The organism is Micromonospora sp. NBC_00860, assembly GCF_045207375.1.
Taxonomy (GTDB): Bacteria; Actinomycetota; Actinomycetes; order Mycobacteriales; family Micromonosporaceae; genus Micromonospora; species Micromonospora vinacea.
This window is the reverse complement of sequence record NZ_CP108825.1, coordinates 4,601,133-4,625,174: the sequence shown is the minus strand read 5'-3', so window position 1 is coordinate 4,625,174 and position 24,042 is coordinate 4,601,133. Positions and strand designations below refer to the sequence as shown.

The window sequence follows — 24,042 nt, the reverse complement described above, 5'->3', positions numbered from 1 at the left end:
CGTGACACGGGCCGCCGATCACTCGGCCGGCACCACTACCTCGACCCGCTGCACCATGTTGTTGGCGAAGCCGCCACGATTCCACTGTTGCTCGACCGGCTGTGTCCGCCCGGACGCGTCGGTCGCCCGCGCGCCGAGCACGTACCGGCCGGGGGTGGCGACCCACTCGTGCCGCCAACGCCGCCAGGCGAAATCCCCAGCGTCCGTCGGGTCCAGTTCGGCCGGTGTCCAGCTCTGCCCGCCGTCGGTGGTGACCTCCACGGCGACCACCGGCGCGTGCCCCGACCAGGCCCGACCGTCCAGGGTGCACGGGCCAGGCCGCAGCACCCGACGGCGGGACATGAAGTCGGGGAAGCCGGGCGGGCGGACCAGGGCACGCGGCTCGATCCGCGTCACCGGCACGCCTGGGTCGTCGGCGTCGCGGCGTACCCGGTAGGCCACCGCGTTCTGGTACCCCTCGAACGGCTCGGTCCGAAGCTCGATGGAGTGGACCCACTTCACGTGCGCCATGCCGTACCAGCCCGGCACGATCAGCCGCAGCGGCGCGCCGTGCTGCGGCAGCAGGGGAGCGCCGTTCATCTCGTACGCCAGCAGCACCTCCTCGCGCAGCGCGTCGGCGACCGGAAGCGCCCGCTGGTAGTCCTGCTCGATCCCGCGCTCCACGCCGTGATCGGCGCCGGTGAAGACCACGTCCACCGCGTCCGGGTCGATGCCCGCCTCCCGCAGCAGCGGAGCGAGGGGAGTGCCGGTCCACTCCGCGTTGCCGACCGCTTCGACCAGCCAGGGCTGGCTGACCGGCCGGGGGTGCAGCAGGGCCCGCCCGTTGCCGGCGCACTCCAGGGTCACCTGCCGGGTGATCCGGGGCCGCTCGCGCAGGTCGGCGAGGGTGACCGTCAGCGGACGCTCCACCGCGCCGCCGATGGTCAGCGTGTGCGTCGCCGGGTCGAGCTCCGGGATGTCGTAGTGGATCAGCAGGTAGTGCAGCCCGGCCGGGGTGACGTCGTAGCGGAGCGCCTCCAGTGGGATGCCGTGGTTGCGGGCCGCGAGCTGCAACTCCTCGGCGCTGATCGTCTCGTCCGGCTCCGCGAGCCGGGACGGGCCGCTCACGTCGGCCACCGTCGGCCCGGTGGGGGACGACGTCCGGTCATCGAGAGTGGTCATGCGGGCCTCCCCGGTGCAGACGGCGGCACCCGCCGTACGCGGCCCAGCCTAGGCCCTCCCGGGTGGCCCGAAAACGCCACCGGAGGTACGGCGGCGTTCGCGCGGCGGGCCGCGGACAGCCTCCCGCCGGCCCGGGCATAACAGATCATCGACGCCGTTGGGTGGTCGTCCACAGCACCTCCGGTTGTCCACAGCTGCGTCGGCCGGACTGGCGGGCGACCCGGCGTCGGCCGGAGGCTGCCGCCATGCCACAGCCATCCGTCCGTTCGATCCGCCGCACGGTGCTGCTCTGCACCGCGCTCCCGCTCACACTGACCGTCCAGCTCTGCGGGCTGGCGGTGCTGGTCGCTGCGGTGCCCGGCCAACCACCGACGCCGACCGTGCCGGTCGCGGCCCTGGCAGAGCAGGTCGTCGACCCGGCGCCCGCCGGGCGGTTCCGCTGGCCGCTCGACGGGCCACCCCGTCCGGTACGCCGGTTCGACAGGCCGCCCCGACCCTGGCTGCCCGGTCATCGCGGCGTCGACCTGGCCGCCCCGGCCCGAGCGGTGGTCCGCAGCGCCGGGCCGGGCACAGTGCTCTTCGCCGGCCTGGTGGCCGGGCGACCGGTGGTCACAGTGGGGCACGCCGACGGGCTGCGGACAACCCACGAACCGGTCCAACCCGCCGTACACCCCGGCCAGCCGGTCACCGCCGGCGCGCCGCTGGGCGAGCTGCTGTCCGGGCATCCGGGTTGCCCGACCGAGGCGTGCCTGCACTGGGGCCTGCGCCGGGGCGAGGAGTATCTCGACCCGCTGGCCCTGCTCGGCCTCGGCCCGGTGCGCCTGCTCCCGGTGTCCGCTTCCGATGCCCGCTCCCGGCCGTCCGGTCAGCGCTGGGCGAGCAGTGCCGGCAGCCGTGCGGCCAGCCGCTCGTACTCGTCGGCGGCGTTGTAGACCTGGCCGGTGAGCCGCAGCCACCCCCGGCCGTTCCAGCTCATCACCGCCACCTCGGCGGCGAGCCGCTCACCGATCCGCGCCTGCAACGCCCGCGCCGCGTCGATGGTGGTGCCCGTGCCGAGCGGCAGGGGAATGAGGCGCAGCGCCACCCCCGGTCCGCCGGGCTCCGGCAGGTCGGCGGGGGCCACCCCCAGAGCGTCCCCCACCACCCGCTGGCCGTACGCGGCGAGCGCCGCGTTGTGCGCCCGCACCCGGTCGACGCCGAGACTGCGCATCGTGAACAGGCCCGCCGGGGCGGCAAGCCAGGGCGTGTAGTCCAGAGTCGCCTGCCACTCGAGCCGGGCCGGGAAACCCGACTCCTGCTCCCAGGACACCACAAGCGGCTCGATCCGATCCCGCCACTGCGGTGCCACTGACAGCAGGGCGGTCCCGCGCGGGGCGTACGCCCACTTGTGCAGGTTGCCCACCCAGAAGTCCGCGTCGATGCTGCCCACCGGGATGGGCAGCATGCCCGGGGCGTGCGCGGCGTCCACCAGGACCGGCACGCCATGCTCGCGGGCCACCCCGACGATCGCGGCGGTCGGGAAGAGCTTCGCGGTTGCCGAGGTGAGCTGGTCGACGACGAGCAGTCGGGTCCGCCCGGGGCGAAGGCCGGCGCGGATGCTCTGCACGATCTGCTCGTCGGTGGCGGCCAGTGGGACCGGCAGGACCCGGCTGACCGCGCCGGTCCGGCGGCACTCGCGCTGGATGGCCAGGCTCACCGCCCCGTACCCGTGGTCGGTGCTCAACACCTCGTCGCCGGCCTTGAGGCCCACCGACTGGAGCACCACTGCGACGCCGGTGGTCGTGTTGCCCACCAGGGCGCTGCCGTCCGGGTCGGCGCCCAGGAACCCGGCGAGGTGCCGGCGGGTGTGCGCGATCCGGTCCACCAGCCCCTGGGTGAAGAAGCGCAGCGGGTTCGCCTCCATCTCGTCGCGCAGCCGCTGCTGGGCGCGCTGCACGCCGATCGGCACCGCACCGAACGAACCATGGTTGAGGTGGCTGACCGCCGGGTCCAGGGAGAAGAGCAGGCGGGCGCCCGGGATCGGCTCAGGGGGATTCGGGACGCTCACTTGATGATCGTAACCGCCGCCCGTGCGCGCCCTCCGGTGCTCGATCAGGCGCGTGGGTGCGCCTGCCGGTACGCGGCGCGCAGCCGCTCGACCGACACGTGGGTGTAGATCTGCGTGCTCGCCAGCGACGAGTGGCCGAGCAGCTCCTGCACGGCGCGCAGGTCCGCGCCTCCCTCCAGGAGGTGGGTTGCCGCGGAGTGCCGTAGATCGTGCGGGCTGGTCCGGGGCAGCCCGGCGGCCTCGGCGTACGCACCGACGATCTGACGCGCGGTCGTCGGGTTGAGCCGACCACCCCGCGCGCCCAGCAGCAGCGCGTCGCCCGAGCGGGCGCCCACCATCGCCGGGCGGCCCCGCCGCAGCCAGTCGTCCAACGCCCGCTGGGCGGGCACCCCGTACGGCACCGAGCGTTCCCGCCCACCCTTGCCGAACACCCGGATCACCCGCCGGCCGTGGTCGACATCCCCGACGTCCAACCCGCACGCCTCGCTGACCCGTACGCCGGTGGCGTAGAGCAGCTCCAGCAGCACCCGGTCCCGCAGCGGTACCGCCTCGGCCGCTTCGCTCGGGCCCGACTCCACTGGCGGGTTGGTGGGCGGTGTCTGCCGGGACGGTGCCTCGACCAGAGCGGCGGCCTGGTCGGCGCGCAGCACGCTGGGTAGGTCCCGGTGTGCACGAGGGCTGGCCAGCGCGGCGCCCACGTCGGCGGGGAGCAGCCCGGCCCGGTGTGCCCAGGCGCTGAACGCCCGCGCCGACGCGGCCCGCCGGGCCAACGAGGTGCGGGCCGCACCCGTGGTGCGCTGTCGCGCCAGCCAACTGCGCAGCACGGACAGGTCCAGCTCGGCGAGGTCGACGCAGCCCATCCGGACGGCGTGGTCGAGCAGCGAGACCAGATCGGTGACGTACGCGCGGACGGTGTGCGCCGACCGGTTACGAACCCGGGACAGGTGCTCGGCGAAGTCGTCGACCGCGTCGCGCAGCGCTGGCGGCAGTGCCTGGTGCATGGCCCGGGTGCCCCGGTCTGGCCGGCTCATCGTGGCCGCGCCGGCGTGCCGGCCGGTCCCACGGCCCGGTCACCCTCATTGTCGGCTGGCACGGCACCAGCCTACGGCCGGTACAGGTACGCCACCGGCCACGACGGCGCCGGTCTCCACCCCGACTATCGGCGGTTGCTCCTCTTCGTCAGGACCACGACCAGGCCGACAACGAGCACGGCGGTCACGACGAGACAGCAGAGCACGCTGATGTGCCACGGCTTGATTGCACCCATGACCGGGCACGGTACCGGCAGTGCCGGTCGGCCGAGGACCCGAGCGCGAGGGGCGTCCGGACGGCCACGCCGGCCGGACGGCGGTGACACATCCGCTCAGGTGCCAGCCCGGCCAGATGTCTCCGCCGCTGCACGCTTCAGTTTGGCGGGCGGGGCGAGGGCGTAGCCGTCGTCGCGACGGACCACCATGGACAGCTCCTCCAGCAGTGACAGCTTGCGCAACGCGGTCCGTACGTCGACACCGGCGCGCGCGGAGAGCCGGTCCACGCCCATCGCGCCCCGACGGGGCAGCGCCTCCAGCAGCGACCGCGCGTCGTCGTCCAGCGCGTCGGTGGCCCGCTGTGGTCCACGCGCCAGCGGGGCCAGGTCCGCCCCGATCCGGCCGACCTCCTCCAGCACGTGCGCCACCCCGGTCACCAGCCGGGCCTTGTCGGGGTGCTCGCGCAGGAACTCGTGCGCGCCGACGGACATCGCCGAAGTCACCGGCCCCGGCACCACCATGGCCACCCGATTGGCGTGAATGGCTCGCCGCGCGGTCTGCGTCGCGCCACTGCGCGCCGCCGCCTCCACCAGGACGGTGCCCCGGGTGCCCACGGCGATCACCCGGTTGCGGATCAGGAACCGGGGCCGCAGCGGCTCGGCACCGGGCGGCCACTCGCTGACCAGCAACCCCGTCTCGGCGATCCGGTCGAAGAGCGCGGTGTTGCCCATCGGGTACGGGCGGTCGAGCCCGCAGGCGAGCACCGCCACTGTCAGACCGCCCGCGGTGAGGGCACCCCGGTGGGCGGCGGCGTCGATGCCGAACGCGCCACCGGACACGACCGTCCAGTCCCGCTCCGCCAGGCCGTACCCCAGCTCGGTCGCGACGTGCTGCCCGTAACCGGTGGCCGCCCGCGCCCCCACCACTGCCACCGAGCGATCCAGAGCTTCGCCGAGCGGCCAGCTCCCGCGTACCCAGAAGCAGAGCGGCGGGGCGGTCTCACCGTCCACCCGGCGGCTGACGTCCGGAAGACGCAACGTCGCCAGGCCGGCAACCTGGGCCGGCCACTCCTCGTCGTCCGGTGTGACCAGCCGGGCGCCCAGTCGGTCCGCCCGTTCCAGGGCCTCCGCGGCCACCGCCCGCGGGTCGCCGGCTGCCGAGCGTGCGGCGACAGTGGTGTGCAGCCAGCCGTCCGGGCTGCCGCCGTCGAGCAGCAGATCCAGGGTGGCCACCGGGCCGTGCCGTTCGACCAGGTGATGCACCGCTCGCGTGCCCGGTTCCGCCAGCCAGGTCAGGGCGACCCGGGCCAGCCTGCGTTCCTCCTCGGCGCTCATGTCGCCTCCCCCGTCCGTAGTTGAAGCGCTTCCCGGACGTCGTCCTGGTCCGGCCGGTCGCGACCGTCCAGATCAGCGATGGTCCAGGCCATCCGGATCACCCGGTCGAAGCCGCGCGCCGACAGCGAGCCGGAGTCGAGCCGGCCCCGCAGCTCGACGGTGACCCGGGCCGGTAGTCGCCACGGCGGTCGGCGCAGGTGTGGGCCTTCCACCTCGGCGTTGAGCCGCCGGCCGAGGTCGGCCCAGCGGGTGGCCGCCGCCTGCCGGGCCGCCGCCACCCGGGCGGCGACGGTCGCCGAGGGCTCGACATCGCCGTCGGTCGCCATCAGCTCGGCCGCCCGCACCGGCATCAGGCGCACCTGGACGTCGATCCGGTCGAGCAGCGGCCCGGAGAGCCTTCCCAGGTAGCGGCGGCGAACCAGCGGCGAACACTCGCAGTGCGCATCGCCGGCCGGTTTCGCGCACGGACACGGGTTGGCCGCCAGCACCAACTGGGTGCGGGCCGGGTACACGGTGCCGCCCCCGCTGCGGCTCAGCTGGATGCGGCCGTGCTCCAACGGCTGGCGCAGCGCCTCCAGCGCACCCTTGCTGAATTCGGGAGCCTCATCCAGGAAGAGCACCCCGCGATGCGCCAGCGACACCGCGCCGGGTCGGGCCAGCCCCGAGCCGCCCCCGACCAGCGATGGCACGGTCGCGGTGTGGTGCGGCGCCTGGAACGGCGGGCGACGCAGCAGCCGACCACCCGGCGGCAGCAGCCCGGCCACCGAGTGCAGCGCGGTGACCTCCAGCGCCGCGTCGTCGTCCAGCTCGGGCAGGATCGACGGCAGTCGTTCGGCGAGCATCGTCTTGCCGGCGCCCGGAGGGCCGAGCAGTGCCACGTGGTGCCCGCCGGCCGCGGCGACCTCCAAGGCGCGCCGACCCAGCTGCTGCCCGGCGACGTCGGCGAGATCCGGCCCACCGGCCTGTGGCTCCGGGATGTCCGCCGGTGGTTCGATCAGCGGGGTCCCGTCCCGAACGAAGGCAACGAGCCGGTGCAGGGTGTCCACCGCTCGCACCCGTACCCCGGGGATGACGGCGGCCTCGACGGCGTTGCCGACCGGGACGATCACCCGCGTCACGCCGGCTTGGGCCGCGGCGGCGACCATCGGGAGTACGCCGCGCACCGGCCGGACCGTCCCGTCGAGCCCCAGCTCGCCGAGGACCACCACCCCCTCCAGCGGGAGCAACGGCAACTCACCCGAGCCGCCCAGCAGCGCCGCGGCGATGGCCAGATCGAAGGCCGAGCCGAACTTCGGCAGCGTGGCGGGCAGCAGGTTGAGGGTGATCCTCCGGTTGGGCCAGCGCTGGCCGGAGTTGACCACGGCGGCCCGGACCCGGTCGCGGGCCTCGTGCAGGGCCGTGTCCGGCAGACCGGAGATCACCACCGCCGGCAGCCCGGCGGACAGGTCCGCCTCCACCTCGACGAGGTGGCCGGTCACCCCGACCAGCCCCACGCAGAGCACCTTCGCGTAGCTCACCGCGCGTCACCGATCATTCGGGTACGCATGTCAGAACGCGCCCTTGAGGTGGTCGACCTGCGCCGGCCCGGTGTCGGGCAGCCGCACCGACAGCACGTCGAAACGCACCTCCTCGGCGGTCGTACCGGTCTCGGTCAGCCACCGGGCGGCGAGCCCTCGCAGTCGGCGGGCCTTGGCCGGCACGACCGCCTCGGCCGGGGTGCCGAAGCTCTCACCCCGGCGGGTCTTCACCTCGCAGAAGGCGAGCACCGGCCCGTCCCACGCGATGATGTCGATCTCCCCGGCCGGGCAGCGCCAGTTTCGGGCGATCGGGCGCAGCCCCGCCTCGGTCAGGTGCCGGGCCGCGCACCGCTCGCCGTACGCGCCAACCGCCTGGTTCCGCTTCGTCATGGCCGGCACGGTGCCCGCCGGAGGGCGATCGCCGCGACCCGGCGGCGGCCCAACTGTGGACAACAGGGTTGCTGTGGACAGTCGGACGATCATGCTCACGGTGTGCTAGGGCCTCCGACCGCGGCCGGTAGCGCGGCCGGCCGCGCTCCGGGCTGAAATGGCGCGCGCGTGGCCGGTCGCATACGGTGCCTGACGTGGACGGACGACGGAGTTTTCCGGAAGATCAGGAGTCGCGCTGGTACCCCGACGAGCGGGGTCGCGGTTACGGCGAGTCGGAGTGGCGCGGCGCGGGCGAATCGCGGTACCGGGACAGCGAGATCCCCGAGCAGCGTGGCGCGGAAGACGGCCGCTCCGTCGAGGACACCGGCGTCGGCCGCCGCCGCGAGCCGGACTCGGGACGCTTCGGCGCCGTCGACGCGGGCCGGTTCGGTACGCCGGAGTCGGACTCGGGTCGCCTGAGCGCCGTCGACGCGGGTCGGTTCGGTGCGTCGGAGCCGGACTCGGGTCGCTTCGGTGCCCTGGACGATCAGACCGGTCGGTTCGGGGCGAGTGAGGCAGATTCGGGGCGTTTCGGCGCGGTCGACCCGTTGGGTGCCGCGCGACCGGAGGTGGACGGTTACCGGGCCACCCGGTCGCGGCGGGCGGACCGGGACCCCTCGGAGACCTCCGGTGAGCTGCCCGGACGCCGAGCCGCCCGCGAAGCGACGGCTGCGGGACCTCCGGTGAGCAGCGCGGTGCCGGAGACGTCTCGCGACAGCACATCGACAGCGCCGGCCAGCGTGCTCGCCGATCAGGCCCGTCCCGCTCCGCTCGCCGGGTACCCGATCATCGAGCCGACCCGGGGCGGCGGCGACACACCGCATCCGCTGGAGATGCCGACCGGCCCGATGCCGGGGATCGGTCCTCGACCTGACCTGCCCGTAGCCGAGCCGCCGGTGTACCCGCCGGCCGCCGACGGCGTCTATCGGACCCGTCGACCGGTGCTGGCCGTACTCTTCGCTCTGCTGGTGTTGATCTTCGAGGTTCCCGCGCTGCGGGTGTTGCTGGCGGGCGTGACCGGCGACCCGGTGGACGCCGGAAACGTCGTGGTGGGTATCGCCCTGGTCGCCGGACTGCCGATCTTCGCGACCGGGCTGTACGGGCTACGAACCGGAGGTCTGGCGCTGGCCGACAACGGCCGGGGCTGGTTGCGCCCACCGACGGCCTACCTGACCGTCGGCCTGGTGCTCTTCGTGGCCGCCGCGCTCGCCGCCGGCTGACCCCGCGAGCACCCGCCGCTGCCCGACCCGCGCTGAAAATTCGGACAACAACCAGGAAATGGTGGCTTCCGGCGACGTGGAGGCCACTATTTCCATGAAGTAGCGCGATCTTCCCAAGCAACTCGCGTCGGGAGCCGGGAGCGACGGGGCCGGGAGCGGGGGAGCGGCGGAGCAGCACGCCACGCGCACCCCGGGGCGGCTGAACGGGTGAGGGGCGTACACTGGCCAACTGGCGACCGCCTCGTGCGGTCGACCTCGCGCGCCCTCTTCACGAATCGTCGTGGAGCGACGGCCTCCCTGGTCCCGATCTTGATCGGGTCCACCATGGGTCGGCGACCAGGCGCCAGGACGCCCGGCCACCGGCCGGGCGTGACAACCAGGGACCTTGAGGAGTACCCCAACCATGGCCGTCGTGACCATGCGTCAGCTGCTGGAGAGCGGTGTCCACTTCGGGCACCAGACCCGGCGCTGGAACCCGAAGATGAAGCGCTTCATCATGACCGAGCGCAACGGCATCTACATCATCGACCTGCGCCAGACCCTCGAGTACATCGAGAAGGCGTACGAGTTCGTGCGTGGGACCGTCGCCGAGGGTGGCAGCATCCTGTTCGTCGGCACCAAGAAGCAGGCCCAGGAGGCGATTGCCGAGCAGGCGACCCGGGTCGGCCAGCCGTACGTCAACCACCGCTGGCTCGGTGGCATGCTGACCAACTTCCAGACCGTGTACAAGCGGCTCCAGCGGATGAAGGAGCTGGAGGGTCTGGGTGACCTGAGCGGCACCGCCGCCGGTTACACCAAGAAGGAGACCCTGCAGCTCTCCCGCGAGAAGATCAAGCTGACCCGCACCCTCGGTGGCCTGCGGGACATGCAGAAGCTTCCCGCCGCGGTCTGGATCGTCGACACCAAGAAGGAGCACATCGCCGTCGACGAGGCCCGCAAGCTGGGCATCCCGGTGATCGCGGTGCTGGACACCAACTGCGACCCGGACGAGGTCGACTTCCCGATCCCGGGTAACGACGACGCGATCCGCTCGGCCGAGCTGCTGACCAAGGTCGTCGCCGCCGCCGTCGCGGATGGTCTGATCGCGCGTTCCGGCCGTCGCCGGGGCAACGACGAGAAGCCCGAGGGTGTCGCCAGCGACGAGCCGCTGACCGAGTGGGAGCGCGAGCTGCTCGAGCCGAAGAAGGCCGACGAGTCGGCCGCCCCGGCCGAGCAGCCCGCCGCTGCCGCCGCCGAGCAGCCCGCCACCCCGGAGCAGCCGGCGACGGCCGCCACCGAGCAGCCGGCGGCCGCCACCGCGGAGTGATCGCACCGTCGCTGCCCCGCCGTCCGTTTTCGCGAACGGCGGGCAGCGACGGTACGCCGGGCACGATCCGCCCGGATCCGGGTAACCGGCATCTCTGACCATCCACACGCCGTCTCAACACCGAAGAGAGAGCCATGTCCCAAATCACCGCCGCGGACGTCAAGAAGCTCCGCGACCTCACCGGCGCCGGCATGATGGACAGCAAGAAGGCGCTGACCGAGGCCGAGGGCGACTTCGACAAGGCCGTCGAGATCCTGCGCGTCAAGGGCGCCAAGGATGTTGGCAAGCGGGCCGGCCGTACGGCCGCTAACGGCCTGGTCGCCCACTCCGGCAAGGCGCTGCTCGAGCTCAACTGCGAGACCGACTTCGTCGCCAAGACCGAGTCGTTCATCGCGCTGGGCCAGCAGCTGGTCGAGCACGGTGAGCGCGCCGGCGTGAACTCCGCCGAGGAACTGCTCGCCTCCGAGCTCGCCGGCAAGGTCGTCGCGGACCTGATCCAGGAGCAGTCCGCGAAGATCGGCGAGAAGCTGGTGCTCAACCGGTTCGCCCGGGTCGAGGGCACCACCGCCGTCTACCTGCACCGCAAGGCCCAGGACCTGCCGCCGGCGGTTGGCGTGCTGGTGTCGTACACCGGCAAGACCGACGAGGCTGGCGACGCCGACGCCCGTGGTGTGGCCATGCAGATCGCCGCGATGCGGCCGAAGTACCTCACCCGGGACGAGGTTCCGGCTGAGGTCGTCGAGTCCGAGCGGCGCATCGCCGAGCAGACCGCCCGCGAGGAGAACAAGCCCGAGGCGGCCCTGCCGAAGATCATCGAGGGTCGGGTGAACTCCTTCTTCAAGGACTTCGTCCTGATCGAGCAGTCGTCCGTCTCTGACAACAAGAAGTCGGTGAAGCAGCTGCTGGCCGAGGCCGGCATCGAGGTCACCCGCTTCGTGCGGTTCGAGGTCGGCCAGGCCTGAGCCGCCACCGGGCGCCGCTGGCGTCCGTGGGCAGGAGACATCAACGAGGAGGCCGCCGGTGTACGTGACAGGCACCGCGGCCTCCTCGTCACATAGGGTCGGCAGCGGCAGGTTCGCGGTACGCGCCGCACGGGGCGTGCGCGTGGGGAAGGGCGGGGCGGATGACGCAGGTTGTGAGTGACCGGACGCTGGAGCTGGACGATCCGACGGCACCGCCGCCGGGGCGTGCCCGCCGGGTGGTGCTGAAGCTCTCCGGTGAGGTCTTCGGTGGCGGCGCGATCGGCGTCGACCCGGACGTCGTCCAGGCCATCGCCCGGCAGATCGCCACAGTGGTCCGCCGCGGTGTGCAGGTTTCCGTGGTGGTCGGCGGCGGCAACTTCTTCCGCGGGGCGGAGCTGCAGAAGCGTGGGATGGACCGGGCCCGCGCCGACTACATGGGCATGCTCGGTACCGTGATGAACTGCCTCGCGCTCCAGGACTTCCTGGAGAAGGAGGGCATCGAGACCCGGGTGCAGAGCGCCATCACCATGGCCCAGGTCGCCGAGCCGTACATTCCGCTGCGGGCCATCCGGCACCTGGAGAAGGGCCGCGTGGTCATCTTCGGCGCCGGCGCCGGAATGCCGTACTTCTCCACGGACACGGTGGCCGCCCAGCGGGCGCTGGAGATCCGGGCCGACGTGGTGCTGATGAGCAAGAACGGCGTGGACGGCGTCTACACCGCCGACCCCCGGATCGACCCCACCGCCAGCAAGCTCGACTCGATCACCTTCTCCGAGGTGCTGCGCCGCAACCTGCGGGTGGCGGATGCGGCGGCGTTCAGCCTCTGCATGGAGAACGGCCTGCCGATGCTGGTCTTCGGCGCGCAGGGTGACGACACCATCATCCGCGCGGTGGGTGGCGACAAGATCGGCACCCTGATCACCGCCTGAGTCGCGCCGACGGCGACGACAGCAGCGGGTCTGACGACTTTCAGCAGAGCCCACGACGAGCACAGAAGGAGGCGAGGAGACCGGTGATCGACGACACCCTCCTCGAGGCCGAGGAGAAGATGGAGCGTGCGGTTGAGCACGCCAAGGAGGAGTTCGGCGCCATCCGTACCAGTCGCGCCAACGCCGCCATGTTCTCCAAGGTCATCATCGACTACTACGGCACGCCCACGCCGCTGACGCAGATGGCGTCCATCGCGGTTCCCGAGCCGCGGATGGCCATCATCAAGCCGTACGACAACTCGCAGATCAACGCCATGGAGAAGGCGATCCGCGACTCGGACCTCGGGGTGAACCCGAACAACGAGGGCAACCAGCTGCGCATCCTGCTCCCGCAGATGACCGAGGAACGCCGCCGCGACATGATCAAGGTGGCTCGGCACAAGGGCGAGGAGGCCAAGGTGGCGATCCGCAACGTCCGCCGCCGTGGCAAGGAGGAGCTGGACCGCATCGTCAAGGACGGCGAGGCCGGCGAGGACGACGGCCGCCGCGCCGAGAAGGAACTCGACGACCTGACCCAGCGGTACGTGGCCAGCATCGACGACCTGGTGAAGCACAAGGAAACCGAGCTGCTCGAGGTGTGACCGCCTCCGGCTGGGCGGCTGAGCTGCGTCGAGGCCCGTTCCCGACGTCGGGAACGGGCCTCGTTGGGTAGGTCAGCAGGGAATCCAGACGGTCCTGGTGCTCTCGGCGAACTGCTCGCCGGTGGTCGAGTCGCGCAGCGAGAAGTGTGCGGTGGCCCGGCCGGGGTGCAGCGCCGGGGCGATCCGGGCGAACGCCATCCCGAGTTCGACGGTGCCGCCGTCGCAGAGGATCTCGCCGGCGCCGTGTCCGCCGGTGGCCCAGAGGGTCGGCAGGCCGTCCTGCACCAGCGAGGCCGACATGAGGACGATGCCGGCCGGGCAGTGCCGGGCGGTGGCGGTGACCCCCGCCGCCGGGTACGTCACTCCCGGCTCGCCGACGGGCGGCTCGAAGGGGAACAGTTCGCTGGTGTGGCGGTCGATGGTGATCCTGGTCCGTGCCGTGGTGGCGGCGGCCGGTGACCCTGCTCCCAGGACCATGGCGGCCACCGTCAGCACCGCGAGACCGAACTTGTACATGTGAGTGCCCTTCCCCCGTTCCGACGCGCGGGCGGGTGCCAGCGCGGCACCAGCGGACCACGCGGGACGTGTTCGCTCAGTACTCGATCGCGCACCGGACGAGTCGGATCGACGGCTGCGGATCGGCTGCGGTCTGCCGTACCGGACGGGTGGGCGCCGCTGGCCGACGGCCTGGCGGCGAGGGTGACGTCCGTCGGCGTGCCTCGTCCGCCGTGCCGGTCCGGTGTGTGCAGTAGGCTCGGCAGGATTCCCGGCCACCGGGTGGTGAACACCGGGGATCGACCGACCGTCGGGGCGGTCAATCGGAGGAACATCGCACGTGTAGGGGATGCTTGTGGTCTTGCGTCATGTGGTGGTTCTCGTGCCGCGTCGCGGTGCGTGATGTCCCACCCCGACCCCTACGGCAGCGAGCCTCGCGGCTGGGACCGGCCGGAGCGCCCGGTGGCGCTGCCCTGGCCGGAGCAGGAGCTGGAGGCCGGCCAGTGGATCCGGCGTCCGGCCGCTGGCCCTGAGCTGTACGCCGACCCGCACGCCCGGCCGTACGCCGACCCGCATTCCGCGGACCCGTTCGACGAGCGCGGCCGCCCGGTCCGTCCGGACGACCGCTTCGACGACCGGGACCGGCACGATCGTTTCGACGACCGGGACCGGCACGTGGACGACCGCAACCAGCCCGACCGGTACGACGACCGGGGGCGCGGTGACCGGTACCCGGGTCGACCTCCCGCGGCTGGCGACGGGCCGCCCCGTTTCGACGGCCCGGACCGTGGGCACTTCGTCGAGCCGGGCCCTCCCGCCCGCTTCGACGACCCGGGGTACCCGACCGAGCAGCTCGCGCCCGTGCGGGCCGAGGTGGTGCCGGACGAGGCTCCGACGACCGGTCGACGGGCGAAGGGGCGCCGTCGGGCCAGCCTCGACCGACCGGCCACCCAGCAGGTGGGCACCGGGCGGGCGGGGCGCAATCTTCCCGCGGCGATCGGGGTCGGGCTCGGCCTCGGCGCGCTGATCGTGGTGCCGCTGCTGGTCTACCCGTTGGCGTTCCTGCCGGTGATCGCCGCAGCGGTCGCCATCGGCATCTGGGAGATGGCCCGCGCGGTTCGACGCAGCGGCGCGCACCCGCCGCTGGTGCCGTTGATCGCCGGTGGCGTGTTGACGGTGGGTCTGGCCTGGTACGCCGGCCCGGACGCGCTCAGCCTGGGGCTGCTGGTCACAGTGCTCGGCACCATGATCTGGCGGTTGGGTGACGGGCCGGCCGGCTTCCAGCGGGATATCACCGCGGCCACGCTGATCGCCGTCTACGTGCCGTTCCTCGCCGGTTTCGCGGCGTTGCTGGCGGCGGCCCCCGACGACGGCCACCTGCGCATCCTGGCCACGCTGATCGGGGTGGTCCTCTCCGACACCGGTGGGTACGCGGCCGGTGTCTCCTTCGGCCGTCACCCGATGGCCCCGTCGATCAGCCCGAAGAAGTCCTGGGAGGGCTTCGCCGGCTCGGTCACCGCGGCGGCCCTGGGCAGCGCGGTGCTGCTGTGGCTGATGTTCGAGGTGGCCCCCTGGTGGGGCGCGCTGTTCGGGGTGGCCGTCTCCTGCGCGGCGGTCCTCGGCGACCTGGCCGAGTCGATGATCAAGCGGGATCTCGGCGTGAAGGACATGAGCAACCTGCTGCCCGGCCACGGCGGTCTGATGGACCGGCTCGATTCGATCCTGTTCGCGGTGCCGACGGCCTACCTGCTGCTGGCGGTCTTCGTACCGGTGGTGAGCTGAGGTATGAATCACGGCGACCTGGTCATCCGGCTCCGGCGCTCGCGGCCCGTTCGACACCTCCGGACCGGCAGCCGCCGCCGACGGCGTGACACACTGGACCAGCCATGACGAGCCTGCCCCTGATCCCCGCCATCTCGGTCGCCCCCGCCGCGCGCCGGGCCTCCATGCCCCCTCAGCACCTCGCTGACCTGGACCTGGCCGGCCGCCAGGCGTTGGTCACCGGGCTGGGTGAGCCGGCCTTCCGCGCCAAGCAGATCTCCAACCACTACTTCGGGCGGTTGGTCCGCGACCCGCAGGAGATGACCGATCTGCCTGCGGCTACCCGGGAGCGGCTGGCCGACCAGTTGCTGCCGACGTTGCTCAACCCGGTGCGCGAGCTGGCCTGCGACGACGGTGCGACCCGCAAGGCGCTCTGGCGGCTGCACGACGGTGCGCTGGTGGAGAGCGTGCTGATGGGCTACCCGGACCGGGTGACCGTCTGCATCTCCAGCCAGGCGGGCTGCGGCATGGCGTGTCCGTTCTGCGCGACCGGCCAGGCCGGGCTGACCCGCAACCTGTCGACGGCGGAGATCGTCGACCAGGCGGTGTACATGGCCGGGGTGGCTGCCTCCGGCGTGGTCGCGGGTTCCCCGCCGAGGCTGTCGCGCGTCGTCTTCATGGGCATGGGCGAGCCGCTGGCCAACTACAACCGGGTGATCGCGGCGATCCGTCGGCTGGTCAGCCCGGCTCCGGAGGGGCTCGGCCTGTCCCAGCGGCACATCACCGTTTCCACGGTCGGCCTGGTTCCGGCCATCCACCGACTGGCCAGCGAAGACCTCTCAGTGACCCTTGCGCTGTCGTTGCACGCGCCCGATGATGATCTGCGCGACGAACTCGTGCCGGTAAACCAGCGCTGGAAGGTAGCCGAGGTGCTGGACGCAGCGTGGGACTACGCCGCCCGGACGGGCCGTCGCGTGTCGATCGAGTACGCGATGATCAAGGACGTGAACGACCAGCCGTGGCGAGCCGACCTGCTCGGGCGGCTGCTGGCCGGCAAATTGGCCCACGTGAACCTCATTCCGCTCAATCCGACGCCGGGCAGTCGTTGGGACGCCAGCCCGAAGCCGGTCGAGCGGGAGTTCGTCCGGCGGTTGCGCGACGCCGGGGTGTCCACCACAGTTCGGGACACCCGGGGTCGCGAGATCGACGGCGCGTGTGGCCAACTCGCCGCCGCCGAGGACAACGACACCAACACCGACCGCGCCGGAGAGGCACCGGCGTGACCGGGCGTGGCGAACGAGACCAGGAGACATAGTGGCGAGTCAGGGTCAGCGTTTCCGGCGCAAGGCGCTCCGCCGGGGATACAAGGTCGACGAGGTGGATGCCTTCCTCGACCGGGTCGAGGCGACGCTCGACGGCCGACAGGTCGGTGCCCCGGTGGCCTCCCAGGAGGTTCATGACGTCGTCTTCCGGGTCCGCTTCAACGGCTACGACGAGTGGCAGGTCGACCTTCACCTGGACCGGGTCGAGCGGCAGTTGGCCGAGCTGGAGGAGCGCAACAGCGCCGGGCGCGGTGGCGACCCCCGGATGGGTGACCGGATGGGCCCACCGGACCGCATGGGTCCGCCCATGCGTGACGATCGGGGCATGGTGCCGCAGCCGATGCCGCCCCGGGCGATGCCCGCGCAGGCCGGCCCGCCCTACGGTCGCTACGACGAGCCGACCGGTGCCTTCGCCGGTGGGTACGACGCCCCCCGCGGTGGTGGTTACGACGCGCCACGTGGCCCGGCCGGCCCGCCGATGGGTCCCGGTGGCCCGATGGGCCCCGGCCCGATGGGTGGCCAGGGCATGCCGCAGCGCGGCCTGCCCGCCGGCCCCAGTGGGTACGGCCCCCCGGACGACCAGCGCTCACCCGGCGGGTACGGCCCGGATGATCAGCGCGGCGGGTACGGCCCCGACGACCAGCGCACCCCCGGCGGTTATCCGCCGCCTCCCGAGGAGCCGCGTTTCGACGGCTTCGAGGCCGGGCGGCACGGTCGCGCCGACATGACCGCCGAGATCCGGATGCCGGAGCGGGACCTGCGCGACATGCGCCGTGGTCCGGCCGGTCCGCCTCCGCTGCCGCAGCAGGGCATGGGTGGTCCGCCGATGGCCGGCCCGCCCGCGGTCGCCGGCCCGCCGATGGGTGGTCCCCCGATGGGTGGCCCGCCGATGGCAGGTCCGCCCGGCAGCGACCTGTACCGGGTCGACCAGATCCGCCGCAGCTTCCAGGTGCGCCGGTTCGGCAGCGGGTACGACCCCGACCAGGTGGACCGCTTCTTCGACACCCTGCTCGGTGGCATGCAGCGCCGTAACCCGATGCCGGTCGACCCGAAGGACCTGGACACGCTCCGGTTCGGCCTGGTGCCGGGTGGCTACTTCGAGGCCGAGGTCGACGCCGCGCTCAAGGACGTGCAGGACATCCTCTTCGGGCGCTGACCCCGACGCGTACGGACGAGGGCCCGTCCCCCGGGTGGGGGCGGGCCCTCGGCGTTCTCGGCCGGTCGTCCGGCGGTGGGTCGGGTCAGGAGCGCAGACCGTTGCGCCGCAGCACGATGTCGCCGATCACGATGATCAGCAGCAGTGCGGCCAGGCCGATCAGCCAGATGTCCTCGACCCTGCCCTCGTGGTTGCCGCAGATCATCGCCAGCAGCGCCAGTGCGGACAGCACGGCGCCGATCTGCCCGGCCTTGCGGTGCCCGGGCTTGTGCTGGTCTGGCGACGTTACCGGCTCGCTTCCTGCCACTGTCGGTCCTTCCCTCGCGATCGGATCTTTGGTTAGTCTGGCACGCCTCGTGCGCGGCGCGGTGGGGTGGGGGTTTCCTGGCCATCGGCCCTGCCTACCCGGGCTGAACGGCACTACCGGCGTCGCGGGGTGGTGGTCAGACTCGCTCCGGTAGCGTTTGGCGTACACCTGATTGTCTGTTTGAGGGGGACTGTGCGGTGCGAGTGACCGGAACCGGGCACGCCAGCATGCGGATCGACACGGCCGCGGGCAGCATCCTGTGCGACCCGTGGGTGAATCCGGCCTACTTCGCGTCGTGGTTCCCGTTCCCGGACAATTCACTGTTGGACTGGGAAACCCTGGGGCAGGTCGACTACCTGTACGTCTCCCACCTGCACCGGGACCACTTCGACGCGAAGCACCTGCGCGACTTCGTTTCCAAGGACGCCACGGTCCTGCTCCCCGAGTTCCCGACCTCGGAGATGGAGGACGAGTTCCGGGCGCTGGGCTTCACCAAGTTCCTGAAGGCGCCCAACGAGCAGGTGGTGGAGTTGCCCGGCGGCCTGAAGATCATGATTCAGGCGTTGACCAGCCCGACCGACGGGCCGATCGGCGACTCCTCGCTCTGGGTGGAGTACGAGGGTGTGCGGCTGCTCAACCAGAACGACGCCCGCCCCACCGACCTGAGCGTCTTCGCCGAGTTGGGGCACGTGCACGCGCACCTGCTCCAGTTCTCCGGTGCGATCTGGTACCCGATGGTCTACGAACTGCCGCAGGCGGCGAAGACCGCGTTCGGCAAGCAGAAGCGGGACCGGCAGTTCGACCGGACCTGGCGGTACATCGACGACCTGAAGGCGTCGCACGTCTTCCCGATCGCCGGCCCGCCGTGCTTCCTCGACGACGCCCTGTGGCAGTTCAACGACATCCACGGCGACGAGGGCAACATCTTCCCCGACCAGTCCGTCTTCCTGTCGGAGTACGCCAAGGTCGGCGGCACCAACGGGATCGTCCTGCTGCCGGGCAGCGTCGCCGAGGTCACCACAGAGGGCGCGAGCACCACCCACCCGGTGCCGGTGGAGGAGTTCTTCGCGAACAAGGTCGCCCACCTGGAGGAGATGCGGGAGCGCAAGCGCCCGATCATCGAGGCGGAGAAGGCGTCCTGGCGGCACCCCGAGGTGGACGTGCTCGGCGAGATGAAGCGTCGGATCGAGCCGCTGCTCGACGAGTCGATCTACCTGGCCAAGGGGGTCGGCGGCCCGGTCCGCTTCGACCTGGTGGGGTATGACGGTGAAAGCGTCGAGTCGATCGTGGTGGACTTCCCGGGCAAGGAGGTCCGGCCGTACGCGGACGAGAAGGTGCGCTACCGGTTCCGGACCGAGCGGTCGCTGATCGAGCACCTGCTTTTCATCGACGAGGTGGACTGGGTCAACTCGCTCTTCCTGTCCTGCCGGTTCTCGGCGGCCCGGATCGGCCAGTACAACGAGTTCGTCTACGCGTTCTTCAAGTGCCTTTCCGAGGAGCGGCTCCAGTACGCCGAGGGCTGGTACGACGAGCACGAGCGCAGCACCGACGCCGAGGACATCACGTTGGGCGACTGGGTGGTGCAGCGGCGCTGCCCGCACCTGAAGGCGGACCTGACCCGATTCGGCATCGTCGACGGCGACCAGCTCACCTGCCAGCTGCACGGCTGGCGCTTCGACCTGCCCAGCGGCCGCTGCCTGACCAGCGTCGGCCACAAGGTGAGAGCCCACCGCGTAGACGCGGAGACCCCGGCCCCCGCCGGCGAGGCAGTGATCTGACCCCACCTCACCGCCGCGATCTTGCACTTTCTGTCCCGCCGAACCAGGGCATACCACCCATAGCGGCGGCCGAAAGTGCAAGATCGCGGGGAGTTCGGGTTAGCTGCCCAGGTCGGTGAGGATCTTGCGGGCGGCGTTGTGGCCGGCCGCGCCGATGACGCTGCCGGCCGGGTGGCAGCCGGCGCTGCCGGCGTACACGCCGTCGATGCCGGTGGCGTAGGGCATCCGGTCGGTGAACGAGACGGTGTTGTCGACGTGGTGGATGTGCCCGCCGGTGATGCCGAAGTGCTCCTCGATGCCGGGCGGCGGCAGCGGCACCGCGTCGGCGATCAGGTCGGCGGTCCCGGGCGCGTACCGCTCGACGATCCCGACGAGCCGGTCGACGTAGCCGGGCAGCTCCGCGTCCCAGGTGGTGCCGGCCAGCTCGTAGGGGACGGACTGCACGAAGAGCGCCGAGGAGTGGTGCCCGGCGGCGTCGGAGAGCGACGGGTCGACGGTGGTGTGCAGGTACCACTCGATGGTGGGCTCCGAGGGCAGCAGCCCGGCCTGCACGTCCGCCCACATCGCGCGCAGCGCGGTCATCGGCGACGCCTCCGCCCCGCCGACCAGCGACGCGGACCCGGGCAGCAGGTGGATGGTCGAGCCGAACGGGCTCGGCGTACCGGCCGGCAGGCAGGAGAAGTTCGGCAGGCCGGTGAGCGCCAGGTTGAGCTTGAGCGTGGTGCCGGGCCGGCGGACCGCCGCCATCCGTTCGCCGAGCCGCGCCGGCAACGCGCCGTCGGGCAACAGGTCCATCAAGCGGTACGGGTCGCACGCGCCGAGCACCACCCGGGCGGCGACCTCCCGGCCGTCGGCCAGTACCACTCCGCTCGCCGCGCCGCCGTCCAGTGTCACCGCGTGCACCGGCGTACCGGTCAGAATCGTCGCTCCGGCGGCGCGCGCGGCCTCGGCGAACGTCCGGGAGACCGTGCCCATCCCACCCTCGGCGATCATCCAGGTGCCGCCGGAGCCGGGCAGTCTGCACATGTTGTGCACGAGGAAGTTGTGACCGGTGCCGGGGTCGTCGGGGCCGGCGTTGAGCCCGGACAGCCCGTCGGTGACCGCGTACATGCTGACCAGCAGCTCCGAGCGGAACTCGAACCGGGCCAGGTAGTCGGCGACCGAGCCCTGCACGAGGTCGACGAAGACCTGGCGCAACGCCGGGCGAACGTGCCGCTCGGCGGTCTCCTCGACGCTCAGCGGCTCCGCCAACCAGGCCGGGGCGAGGTCTTCGCGCAGCGCGGCCAACTCGGCCTGCATGGCATCGTCGGCGGCCACGTCGGCGGGGGAGAAGAACTCGGCGAGCTGCGCCCGGGTGGCGGCGGTGTCACTGCCGAAGAGCAGGTACGGCGAGCCGAGGCCGCCCGGGGTGGGCAGGAAGTAGTGCGGGTCGCGGCGCAGCACCGGGATCCGTACGTCGAGCGTGGCGAGCAGCTCCGGGGGCATCAGCCCGAGCAGGTACGAGCCGGTGGAGTGGCGTAGCCCCGGCACCTTCGGGAACGGGTTCTCGGTGCGCGTCGCGCCGCCGATCACGTCGGCGGCCTCCAACACGAGGACGTCCAGGCCGGCGCGGGCCAGCAGGACCGCGGAGACCAGACCGTTGTGCCCGGCACCGACGATCACGACATCGGCGCGGGCCGGAATCTCACTGCTCATGCCGCGGCAGCCTAGTCCGCGCCGCCCGGCCAGGTCAGCCCTTCCGCGCGCGTCCTCGGTGATCAAGAGGTTTGCGTCGTTCGACGGCCCTCCGGTGACGCAAACCTCTTGATCACCGGTTCAGGGGTGGGGAGGGGGTAGGTGGAGGGCGAAGGTGGACCCTTGGGTGGGGGTGCTGGTGGCGCTGACCGTGCCACCGTGGGCTTCGATGAGTTTGCGCACGATGGCGAGGCCCAGGCCACTGCCGCCGGTCTGCCGGCTCCGGGACTTCTCGGCCCGCCAGAAGCGGTCGAAGACCCGGGGCAGATCCTCGGCGCTGATGCCGCTGCCGGTGTCGGTCACGGAGACGATGACCTCGGCGTCGGTCGCGCTGGCGCTGATCGTCACGCGCCCGCCCGACGGGGTGTGCCGTACCGCGTTGGCGACCAGGTTGCCGACGGCCTGACGGAGTCGCACCGGGTCGGCGTCCACCTGGGGGTCGGCCTCGGTACGTACCGTGATGGTGACGCCGACCCGGTCGGCCTGGACCCGGTGCGCCTCACCGACCTGGGCGAGCAGGTCGGTGAGGTAGACCCGTTCGCGGTGCAGCCGCAGCGCGCCCGCGTCTGCCTCGGCCAGGTCCTGCAGGTCGGTGATCACGTGCTGGAGCACTGTCGCTTCCTCCAGCAGTGAGGAGAGCAGCCGCCGGTCGGGGGCCGCGACGCCGTCCTCGACCGCTTCGAGCCAGCCCCGGATGTTGCTCACCGGCGTACGCATCTCGTGGGCGATGTCGCTGACCATGGCCCGGCGCAGCTGCTCCAGCCGCTCGCGCCGTTCGGCCATGTCGTTGAAGACCTCGGCCAGCCGGGCGATCTCGTCGCGACCGGACACCCGGACCCGGGCGGACCCGTCGCCGTCGCGCATCCGCTGGGCCGCCCCGGTCAGGGCGTGCAGCGGGCGGGTCAGCCGGATGCCGGCGAGGACGGTGAAGCCGATCGTCACCAGCAGGACGAGACCGGCGACCGCGACGATGCGCGTCTGGTTGGCAGGGGAGAGGTCGAAGGTGGTCGAGGGGTGGCCGCCCGGGTCGCTGACGAAGAGGGTCGCGGCCGGGGCGACGTACGGGATGAGCTGTTCACGTCGACTGGTGCCGACGCAGGCGCTGACCGCGCGGTTGTGCTCCTGGTCGACGCCGGCCGCGCTCCGGGAGTCTGGTGCGCTGGCCGCCGGCTGCCTCGTCCAGGTCCAGTTCAGGTCCACCTGCACGGCGGGCAGTCGCCGCCGCGCCAGGCAGGTGTTCACCAGGGCGTTGAGCTGGGCGAGCGCCTTCCCCTCGGTGGCCGTGTGAGCGGCGAGGTCCTCTCTCAGCTGGATACAGGCGGCACTGTCGGCGAGGTCGGTGCCGGGGGTGTCGATCCGTGGGCGGCCGGTGGGCCCGTCCACGACGCTGGCGTCGATCTGCGCTCGCATCCGGAGACACTGGACCGCTTGGGCCGCCCTGTCGCGCAGCGCCGCGCGTTCCTCGGGCGGCAGCAGGTACGGCCCGGTGGTGCGCGGGTCGATGCGGCTGGTGCCGCCGTCACCGCCGGTCGGCGGGGTGGTCCCGGGCATCAGGGCGGTGTCGACGGCCAGCGCGTCGACGGTCGCCGACGACGTCGTCGGCAGCGGGCCCGCGCCGGGTGCCGAGTCCGCGATCGGCGCACCGGTGTCGGTGGTCAGGGCGATCCGGCGGCCGACGTCCTGGGCGAGCGGCCGAAGGGCCGCGTCGACCCCGTCCCAGTTCGGGTGGGTCGCCGCGTACGCGAGCACTGTGTCGTAGATGCGGGCGTCGTCGGCGAGCGCCTGCCCCTGCTCCTGTCGGATCGCTCCGGTGGTGGTGCGGACGGCCAGCCACGCGGTAGCCGCGATCGAGCCGATGGCGATGAGGATGGCCAGCGCCAGCAGTCGCAGCAGCAGGCTGCGGCGCAGCGGAACCTCACCCGACACGGGATGACTCTTCGACCAACTTGTATCCAACGCCGTACACGGTCACCAGCCGGGCCGGCTTGCGCGGGTTCGGTTCGATCTTCCGGCGGAGGTTCATGACGTGCACGTCCACGGTCCGGTTGGTGATGTACCTGTCGAACCCGTGCAGGTAGCCCAGGAGCTGATCCCGGGTGAACGCCCGGGCGGGCTGGGCGGCCATCGCCTGGAGCAGTTGGAACTCGCCGGGGGTGCAGTCGACGAGGCGTCCGTCGCTGCGTACCTCGTGGCGCACCGGGTCGACGTGCACGGCGCCGACCCGCAGCACAGGGTCCGCCTGCGCCGTCCGCTGGCCCCGGCGCAGCAGGCTGCGGGCCCGGGCAACCAGTTCACGCGGGCTGTACGGCTTCGTCATGTAGTCGTCGGCGCCCAGGTCGAGTCCGAGCAGCAGGTCGTCCTCGGTCGACCGGGCGGTCAGCATGAGCACCGGAAGGTCGGACTCCCGGCGCAGGATGCGACAGACGTCCAGGCCGTCGACCTTCGGCATCATCACGTCGAGGACCAGCAGCTCCGGGGGCCGCTGCCGGATCCGCTCCAGGGCGGCCCGCCCGTCGGACACCACGACCACCTCGTGCCCCTCGCGTTCCAGATACCGGCGCGCCAACTCCGCCTGCTTCGGGTCGTCCTCGGCTACCAGCACGTACGCACACACGGCAGCGACTGTACGTGGCACCCGCCGGTTCCAGCGCGGCCGCTGAGCTGGGGCTATCGGATGACGACCGGTTCCTGACAGG

The 24,042-nt window shown here is 72.2% G+C and carries 20 protein-coding genes and 1 pseudogene; 10 read left to right on the top strand and 11 right to left on the bottom strand.

All coding sequences use genetic code 11. The annotated features are described in order from the left end of the window. Nucleotides 1-18 precede the first annotated feature (18 nt). Nucleotides 19-1,161 carry a sulfite oxidase gene (locus OH804_RS21110; RefSeq protein WP_196921533.1) on the bottom strand — a complete coding sequence of 381 codons (1,143 nt, stop codon included), beginning with the start codon at nt 1,159-1,161 and terminating at the stop codon, nt 19-21. Between the two features lie 245 nt (nt 1,162-1,406). On the opposite strand from OH804_RS21110, the gene OH804_RS21105 reads away from it, so the two are divergent. Next, on the top strand, nt 1,407-2,093 hold the full coding sequence (locus tag OH804_RS21105) for a murein hydrolase activator EnvC family protein (RefSeq protein WP_406059031.1): 687 nt from the start codon (nt 1,407-1,409) through the stop codon (nt 2,091-2,093). On the opposite strand, the gene OH804_RS21100 is transcribed toward OH804_RS21105, so the two are convergent. From OH804_RS21100 to OH804_RS21080, 5 genes are all read right to left on the bottom strand, one after another. Further along, complete coding sequence (locus tag OH804_RS21100; RefSeq protein ID WP_196921535.1) at nt 2,027-3,208, bottom strand: aminotransferase class V-fold PLP-dependent enzyme; 1,182 nt, start codon at nt 3,206-3,208, stop codon at nt 2,027-2,029. The genes OH804_RS21105 and OH804_RS21100 overlap by 67 nt on opposite strands. A 44-nt stretch (nt 3,209-3,252) precedes the next feature. Continuing rightward, on the bottom strand, nt 3,253-4,239 hold the full coding sequence (locus tag OH804_RS21095) for a tyrosine recombinase XerC (protein ID WP_406059029.1): 987 nt from the start codon (nt 4,237-4,239) through the stop codon (nt 3,253-3,255). 332 nt (nt 4,240-4,571) lie between these two features. Then, nucleotides 4,572-5,789 (bottom strand): DNA-processing protein DprA, encoded by a 1,218-nt coding sequence (locus OH804_RS21090; RefSeq protein WP_406059027.1) that lies wholly within the window; start codon nt 5,787-5,789, stop codon nt 4,572-4,574. Then, complete coding sequence (locus tag OH804_RS21085) at nt 5,786-7,306, bottom strand: YifB family Mg chelatase-like AAA ATPase (protein ID WP_406059025.1); 1,521 nt, start codon at nt 7,304-7,306, stop codon at nt 5,786-5,788. Before OH804_RS21085 ends, OH804_RS21090 begins: the two co-directional genes overlap by 4 nt. Nucleotides 7,307-7,336: 30 nt before the next feature. Beyond that, nucleotides 7,337-7,696, bottom strand: coding sequence for a YraN family protein (locus OH804_RS21080; RefSeq protein ID WP_406059023.1), 360 nt, complete (start codon nt 7,694-7,696; stop codon nt 7,337-7,339). 157 nt (nt 7,697-7,853) lie between these two features. Here OH804_RS21080 and OH804_RS21075 point away from each other — a divergent pair. The 5 genes and pseudogenes from OH804_RS21075 to frr all read left to right on the top strand — a co-directional run bounded on the left by OH804_RS21075 (nt 7,854) and on the right by frr (nt 12,793). Continuing rightward, nucleotides 7,854-8,955 (top strand): annotated as a pseudogene (locus OH804_RS21075) (hypothetical protein). A gap of 403 nt (nt 8,956-9,358) precedes the next feature. Beyond that, nucleotides 9,359-10,261, top strand: coding sequence for a 30S ribosomal protein S2 (gene rpsB, locus OH804_RS21070; protein WP_406059021.1), 903 nt, complete (start codon nt 9,359-9,361; stop codon nt 10,259-10,261). Nucleotides 10,262-10,395: 134 nt separating this feature from the next. Continuing rightward, nucleotides 10,396-11,223, top strand: coding sequence for a translation elongation factor Ts (gene tsf, locus OH804_RS21065; RefSeq protein ID WP_406059019.1), 828 nt, complete (start codon nt 10,396-10,398; stop codon nt 11,221-11,223). A 161-nt stretch (nt 11,224-11,384) separates the two neighbouring features. Continuing rightward, nucleotides 11,385-12,152, top strand: coding sequence for a UMP kinase (pyrH, locus tag OH804_RS21060; RefSeq protein WP_030335195.1), 768 nt, complete (start codon nt 11,385-11,387; stop codon nt 12,150-12,152). 83 nt (nt 12,153-12,235) lie between these two features. After that, nucleotides 12,236-12,793 carry a ribosome recycling factor gene (gene frr / locus OH804_RS21055; RefSeq protein ID WP_406059017.1) on the top strand — a complete coding sequence of 186 codons (558 nt, stop codon included), beginning with the start codon at nt 12,236-12,238 and terminating at the stop codon, nt 12,791-12,793. 72 nt (nt 12,794-12,865) lie between these two features. Here the strand turns inward: frr and OH804_RS21050 are convergent, their stop codons facing one another. Continuing rightward, entirely contained in the window at nt 12,866-13,309 is a 444-nt protein-coding gene (locus OH804_RS21050; RefSeq protein ID WP_406059015.1) for a hypothetical protein, read from the bottom strand. A gap of 381 nt (nt 13,310-13,690) precedes the next feature. Between OH804_RS21050 and OH804_RS21045 the strand changes: the two genes are divergently transcribed. The 3 genes from OH804_RS21045 to OH804_RS21035 all read left to right on the top strand — a co-directional run bounded on the left by OH804_RS21045 (nt 13,691) and on the right by OH804_RS21035 (nt 17,527). Next, nucleotides 13,691-15,070 carry a phosphatidate cytidylyltransferase gene (locus OH804_RS21045; RefSeq protein WP_406059013.1) on the top strand — a complete coding sequence of 460 codons (1,380 nt, stop codon included), beginning with the start codon at nt 13,691-13,693 and terminating at the stop codon, nt 15,068-15,070. Nucleotides 15,071-15,174: 104 nt separating this feature from the next. Further along, the gene (gene rlmN / locus OH804_RS21040) at nt 15,175-16,332 is read left to right on the top strand and encodes a 23S rRNA (adenine(2503)-C(2))-methyltransferase RlmN (protein WP_196921545.1); all 1,158 of its coding nucleotides are present in this window, start codon (nt 15,175-15,177) and stop codon (nt 16,330-16,332) included. A 31-nt stretch (nt 16,333-16,363) separates the two neighbouring features. Further along, on the top strand, nt 16,364-17,527 hold the full coding sequence (locus OH804_RS21035; RefSeq protein ID WP_406059010.1) for a DivIVA domain-containing protein: 1,164 nt from the start codon (nt 16,364-16,366) through the stop codon (nt 17,525-17,527). A gap of 85 nt (nt 17,528-17,612) precedes the next feature. Here the strand turns inward: OH804_RS21035 and OH804_RS21030 are convergent, their stop codons facing one another. Next, nucleotides 17,613-17,834 carry a DUF2631 domain-containing protein gene (locus tag OH804_RS21030; RefSeq protein WP_130408195.1) on the bottom strand — a complete coding sequence of 74 codons (222 nt, stop codon included), beginning with the start codon at nt 17,832-17,834 and terminating at the stop codon, nt 17,613-17,615. Nucleotides 17,835-18,031: 197 nt separating this feature from the next. On the opposite strand from OH804_RS21030, the gene OH804_RS21025 reads away from it, so the two are divergent. Beyond that, on the top strand, nt 18,032-19,612 hold the full coding sequence (locus tag OH804_RS21025) for a Rieske 2Fe-2S domain-containing protein (protein ID WP_196921547.1): 1,581 nt from the start codon (nt 18,032-18,034) through the stop codon (nt 19,610-19,612). A gap of 99 nt (nt 19,613-19,711) precedes the next feature. Here the strand turns inward: OH804_RS21025 and OH804_RS21020 are convergent, their stop codons facing one another. From OH804_RS21020 to OH804_RS21010, 3 genes are all read right to left on the bottom strand, one after another. Further along, nucleotides 19,712-21,307 (bottom strand): NAD(P)/FAD-dependent oxidoreductase, encoded by a 1,596-nt coding sequence (locus tag OH804_RS21020; protein WP_196921548.1) that lies wholly within the window; start codon nt 21,305-21,307, stop codon nt 19,712-19,714. A 120-nt stretch (nt 21,308-21,427) separates the two neighbouring features. Further along, a complete protein-coding gene (locus tag OH804_RS21015) occupies nt 21,428-23,272 on the bottom strand; it encodes an ATP-binding protein (protein WP_406059007.1) in 1,845 nt (614 codons plus the stop codon). Further along, on the bottom strand, nt 23,262-23,960 hold the full coding sequence (locus OH804_RS21010; protein WP_196921549.1) for a response regulator transcription factor: 699 nt from the start codon (nt 23,958-23,960) through the stop codon (nt 23,262-23,264). Before OH804_RS21010 ends, OH804_RS21015 begins: the two co-directional genes overlap by 11 nt. Nucleotides 23,961-24,042 lie beyond the last annotated feature (82 nt).

Excerpts from the sequence above, each read along its gene's own strand:
- rpsB (WP_406059021.1), top strand. The coding sequence starts at position 9,359 with ATGGCCGTCGTGACCATGCGTCAGCTGCTGGAGAGCGGTGTCCACTTC.
- rlmN (WP_196921545.1), top strand. The coding sequence starts at position 15,175 with ATGACGAGCCTGCCCCTGATCCCCGCCATCTCGGTCGCCCCCGCCGCG.
- OH804_RS21110 (WP_196921533.1), bottom strand. The coding sequence starts at position 1,161 with ATGACCACTCTCGATGACCGGACGTCGTCCCCCACCGGGCCGACGGTG.
- OH804_RS21050 (WP_406059015.1), bottom strand. The coding sequence starts at position 13,309 with ATGTACAAGTTCGGTCTCGCGGTGCTGACGGTGGCCGCCATGGTCCTG.
- OH804_RS21090 (WP_406059027.1), bottom strand. The coding sequence starts at position 5,789 with ATGAGCGCCGAGGAGGAACGCAGGCTGGCCCGGGTCGCCCTGACCTGG.
- OH804_RS21080 (WP_406059023.1), bottom strand. The coding sequence starts at position 7,696 with ATGACGAAGCGGAACCAGGCGGTTGGCGCGTACGGCGAGCGGTGCGCG.
- OH804_RS21045 (WP_406059013.1), top strand. The coding sequence starts at position 13,691 with ATGTCCCACCCCGACCCCTACGGCAGCGAGCCTCGCGGCTGGGACCGG.
- OH804_RS21020 (WP_196921548.1), bottom strand. The coding sequence starts at position 21,307 with ATGAGCAGTGAGATTCCGGCCCGCGCCGATGTCGTGATCGTCGGTGCC.
- OH804_RS21095 (WP_406059029.1), bottom strand. The coding sequence starts at position 4,239 with ATGAGCCGGCCAGACCGGGGCACCCGGGCCATGCACCAGGCACTGCCG.
- tsf (WP_406059019.1), top strand. The coding sequence starts at position 10,396 with ATGTCCCAAATCACCGCCGCGGACGTCAAGAAGCTCCGCGACCTCACC.
- OH804_RS21105 (WP_406059031.1), top strand. The coding sequence starts at position 1,407 with ATGCCACAGCCATCCGTCCGTTCGATCCGCCGCACGGTGCTGCTCTGC.
- pyrH (WP_030335195.1), top strand. The coding sequence starts at position 11,385 with ATGACGCAGGTTGTGAGTGACCGGACGCTGGAGCTGGACGATCCGACG.